Here is a 4,608-nt window from a genome sequence, read left to right as displayed (position 1 = left end):
CCCGCTCCACATGCATGGTGAACTCGATACTGAGCTGCTTTAGGACCACTTATTGTAATATTACATTCATTACTACCAATAAACGGGTTATCCCAATATAATGTTATCTCAATTCCATCGCCAGCGTAGGTGATACGCCCTTCTGTTCCAGTAGCTATACTCCCAGCTGAACTCCGTGCACCAAATATAAGTGCACTGTTTGGCGGTATTTCCCCTTCAGGAGGAACTGCCCATCCACCATGCTCAAAATTTTCTCTGACCTTTCTCAATGTGGTATTTGTATGATTTTCGAATATAAGGATCACAGATCTTGGTGGATTGATTATAGATAATGCACTTTTAACTTTTGAAATGGCTTCACTGATTGTAGCTGCTCCCCCTGCAATAGCTACAATCTCTGCTATTATTCTAGTATTTTCATGAGATTCTGCATTTTCTAAATAAGGATAGGGAGAAGCGTGATAATTATAATAAGAATAAGCATTATGATAGGGATTTATTGGGTAAGTTGTTCGATCATCATAATAGGGGGGATAATATAAATAAGGGTAGTCCGGGGAATGTGGGACATAAGTATAGTAAATCAACTCATCACATCCTTTCCCGAGGTTTCTCCAAAAATATGACATAAAGATATTCCTCCTTTATTTTTAACAGTCTTTTATCAACGATTAAGTTTTGAATCTGTCTTTGTATGTTTCCGATTTAATGAATGCTTTTTTTATCCTAATTTTTTTATAATATTTGGCTCTATACTTTTTTGATGATTGTCTATGCATAATTGGATGATTGCCTAAGATGTATAGCGAGTTTTTTGATAGAATAAGAGAAAGAAAAATAGAAGTAGCTCCGTTTATTTTGTATTTCATTTTATAAATTTCAGGGATTTTGTTGCAAAGATTCTTATTACTATACATGTCCATCAAGTCAAAATTTTGAAGTACTCTCAAAACAAAAAAATTATCTTAACATTGTTGTCTATTTATAAGAATTCAGTGCACTTTTATCGTTTTGGAGAGCAATGAATTTCTTAAGTTGATGATGTTGTGACATCCTTTATATGAAATTTAATTACTAGATTCAATGTCTGTCAACGGTAAGCGGACAGAGTGAAGCGAAGGCGAAATGAAGGAGCATTAAGGAGTTGACAGACTCACTATGCAACCCTCTTGTGGTTGTCAAAAGGTACCCTTTTGACCCTGCCAACCGGCGAGGGAGCCCCTCAAGGATTGAGGGGTTGGGGAGTTCGAAGGATGGGGTCTGGGGAAAAGTTCCCCAGTGGGTTTGGGCAAAGCCCAAGGTTTTTGCCATGCTGGGCAGGGCTAGGCGGAGCCGATAAGCGTCGCAGACCCCTATCGATTTTGATGCGTTAGTGTCAAAATAAGTATAGGGTTACGTCAATTGACACAATTTCGTCGCCTTGCTAGACTTATTGTATCAATTAATCTAGGGGAAGTGGTGGCACTTTATGTTGTTCTCTATCTCATTTAATCAATCTCACCAAAGTTTATTAAGCCATAATAACAGAGAAAACATTTATGGGAATCCTGGCATCGATCTATCCAGGTTAGACGAGAATATCTATTTTGTTCAAAAGGATATCCGAAGTGTATACAAGGATGTCTTTCAAGAAGCGGTGGACAAGTATAATGAGAAGCAAAAACGAAATGATCGTAAGATTCAGGACTACTATGACAAAATACATAAAAATGAAAAGACACATGAGCAACGAGAATTGGTTGTAGCGGTTGGAGAGGGTAAAGATGACCCAAAGTATAGGGAAGCTAAAAAAGAGGCGTTAAAACAGTATGCGGAGACGTTTCAAGGGCGAAATCCAAATCTAGCAGTCTATAACATGGTTTTACATGATGATGAAGCAAATCCGCATTTACATATTAACTATGTACCGAATTTCGAAAGTAGTCGAGGATTAACGAGGCGTGTCGGAATGGATAGAGCCTTGCAACAGCAAGGAATAGAAGGAAAAGAAATGGAATTAATTGCTAATTGGGGTGCGTTTGAAGCAGAAAAAGAGGATTGAATGTTGTGTTTTTGCAGCAGATGGGAATCCTTAGTAAGAGATTCCATGTTATTATAGAGAAAGACGAAAAAACCGCCCAATGTCTTGGCGGACAGGCGGTTTTTCATAATCAGGTTGGAATCAACCTAATATATATTCTATACACATTGTAGCATAGGTTAGTTGATTCCTTCCACTAAGGGAGAGAATTATTTTATGACAAAAGTTGTAGATTTTGGACAAGCTGAAAGAAATGCTAGAAAAAGAGATTTAGAAATTGAAAATGAAAAATTTCAAGAGTTATATAATGATGTTTCAGAAGTTGAATTAGAAAAAGCCATGGAAACTATGGCTAAAGCTACTGGTAAAGAGCTTTACATAGGTACTAAAAAAAGTCCTCAGTCGAAAGTGAGGTTTGCTCAAATTTTGCAAAGTAATTATGAATTTTTAAGGGAAAGGGAATACTTTACAGCTAAAGAAAAAGCATTTTTAATTGATATTGTTTCTTCGATTGCTTTTAATTCAAACTGTATTGTTGAGGATGTGAAATCAAAAAATCCAGTTCCATTGAATATTTCAGGACTTGCAAAAAAAATTGGATTAACACGAGCGAATACAAGTCTTTCAGTAAATTCTTTGGTTAAAAAAGGGATATTAGCGAAAGCTGAAAGTGGAATTGAAGGAAATAATGCAAAAGCTTATTCATTATTTGTAAATCCGCACATTATTTATGCAGGAGATAAGGATAATGTAAATGAAGCACTTAAAGCGATCTTTTATAAAGCTATGAAAATGAAGATATTGAAAGAGTTACCAGATAAATTATTTTAAGATTGACAATTAGTCAATCTTATTTTTTTACTCATTTTCGTGTGTATTGTTTTCGATACGAATGTGTATTGTTTTCGATACACACGAAAAACATCATAAACCTAGTTATATCAACGTTTTATACCACTTTTAAAACTCTCTCTCTTCTCACTCTATATATATAGGCTAAAAGTTCCGCAAGGAACGGGTTGTATTTTTGAAAAGAACACTCAAAAATCTCCACCCTATATATAAAAAAGTAGGTTCGTTCATCCTCACCTAAAGGCTAACGCCTTTTTTTTATATATAGTCCTTGCGGAACTTTTTTCGGCTCGATTTGCTTATATCGCCAAGCCGACAGACAAAAAGCAAAGCAATGGTTCTCGACTTGGACTAGCAAGTATACGAGCCGAACCGCTTAGATCATTCGTTCAAAAATAGCTCTTATTCAAAAAATTGATACGTAATACGTGGGGTTTCGCCCCCACACGACGAGCCAGCTCTCTAGCCAAAAAGCAAATTTCAGATCAAAAAAAAAGAACAAAACCATAAAAAAGAGAAAAACCCTCCTGTTTAGAGAGGGTGTCTGTTCTAGCTTCTTGATTTGTAAACCTTGTTTGCTCTATTTACGCTAAGGAACGTCAGAATGGTTGCAAGCACAACAAGGACTACCCAATATCCGCTTTCCTTTACAGCCAAAACAATTGATAGTATCGCAAACAATATTGCAATTGCGAACCCCCACATAGTTTTGGAATCTCTCAAGACTGTCCAATTCATTTTTTCTCCTCCTTTTCCTAATTGTACCATTCGAAAGAGACAACTTGTTCGGATTTTTGGATGTATATTCTATAGATGTGAGGTTTACATAACATCTTATTATCGGTAGTAAAGAAAAAGCCAAATCCGTTGATATAAATAGGATTTGGTTTTTTCTTTGTTTATCATGCTATGCATGATTTCATACATTGTGGAGATACTAAGGTTTTTCAGGTTTACGAATATCCTGTATTAGTACAAAAATTTGTATAAAATCTTGTATAAAAAAGGTAGTTGATTTACTGTGTTCTACTCCGGCCATTTTTAAAAATGTTTGATTTTATCGATTTTCGTAATTTTCATTTTTGACAACTACGAAAATCGATAAAATCAAAGGGAATTCTTTTAAATTCTCGAATAATCATTGAAGAGCGGGTGAATGAGCGCCCACAAGAAGATTTGTGATATTCTAAAGAGTGAGGTGATAGCTTGAAAGAATATGAATATGTCTTGTTAAACAAAGAAATGAGTGAACGATTAAATATCGGGGTAAGTACTTTAAGAAAGTGGGCTGCCGCGCTAGAAAAGAACGGATATTACTGGGAGAAAAATGATGATGGTACTCGCTATTATACTCACTATGATCAAGATACACTTATACTGTTTAAAAGTTTAGTACAAGAGCAAAAATTCAACTTAGAACAAGCTGCAAAAGTTATTATATCTAAGCGTGAAGGAAACCGCTCTTCATCAAGAACGGGGGGCGCTCTCCAAGAAATACAACAAGAATTTAAAAGCGAAACCCACTCTTCTAGCCGTTCTCTAACTTCTGTGACAAATGAATCTATACAAAGTTTAATAGATTATATAAAAGAGCAAGACAAACTTAATAGACACCTATTAGAAAAAATTGAAGAGATGGAGAAGGAACGAAAAAGTGATAGAGAAATTTTAGAACGTATGGAACATCAACTTACTCGACAAGAAAACCGAGCAAATGAAAGAGATAAAATGTTGAT

The 4,608-nt window shown here is 35.5% G+C and carries 4 protein-coding genes and 1 pseudogene; 3 read left to right on the top strand and 2 right to left on the bottom strand.

Annotated features, from left to right (window positions below):
* Nucleotides 1–629, bottom strand: a 629-nt coding sequence (locus MR071_RS24850; RefSeq protein WP_242238223.1) for an aegerolysin family protein, incomplete at its 3' end; no start/stop codon positions are given.
* An 839-nt stretch (nt 630–1,468) separates the two neighbouring features.
* Between MR071_RS24850 and MR071_RS24845 the strand changes: the two are divergent.
* Together MR071_RS24845 and MR071_RS24840 are read left to right on the top strand one after the other, a co-directional pair.
* A pseudogene (locus tag MR071_RS24845) lies at nt 1,469–2,023 on the top strand (plasmid recombination protein); the annotation flags it as partial.
* Between the two features lie 213 nt (nt 2,024–2,236).
* On the top strand, nt 2,237–2,851 hold the full coding sequence (locus MR071_RS24840) for a hypothetical protein (RefSeq protein ID WP_098609312.1): 615 nt from the start codon (nt 2,237–2,239) through the stop codon (nt 2,849–2,851).
* A 570-nt stretch (nt 2,852–3,421) separates the two neighbouring features.
* Here the strand turns inward: MR071_RS24840 and MR071_RS24835 are convergent.
* A complete protein-coding gene (locus tag MR071_RS24835) occupies nt 3,422–3,610 on the bottom strand; it encodes a hypothetical protein (RefSeq protein ID WP_107888407.1) in 189 nt (62 codons plus the stop codon).
* Between the two features lie 468 nt (nt 3,611–4,078).
* Between MR071_RS24835 and MR071_RS24830 the strand changes: the two genes are divergently transcribed.
* Nucleotides 4,079–4,608, top strand: a 530-nt coding sequence (locus MR071_RS24830) for a MerR family transcriptional regulator (protein WP_242238222.1), incomplete at its 3' end; no start/stop codon positions are given.

The sequence above is a fragment of the Bacillus cereus group sp. BfR-BA-01316 genome, from assembly GCF_022664195.1.
Taxonomy (GTDB): domain Bacteria; phylum Bacillota; class Bacilli; order Bacillales; family Bacillaceae_G; genus Bacillus_A.
The sequence above is the reverse complement of the archived record's forward strand: the minus strand, read 5'-3'. Positions and strand labels throughout refer to the sequence as shown.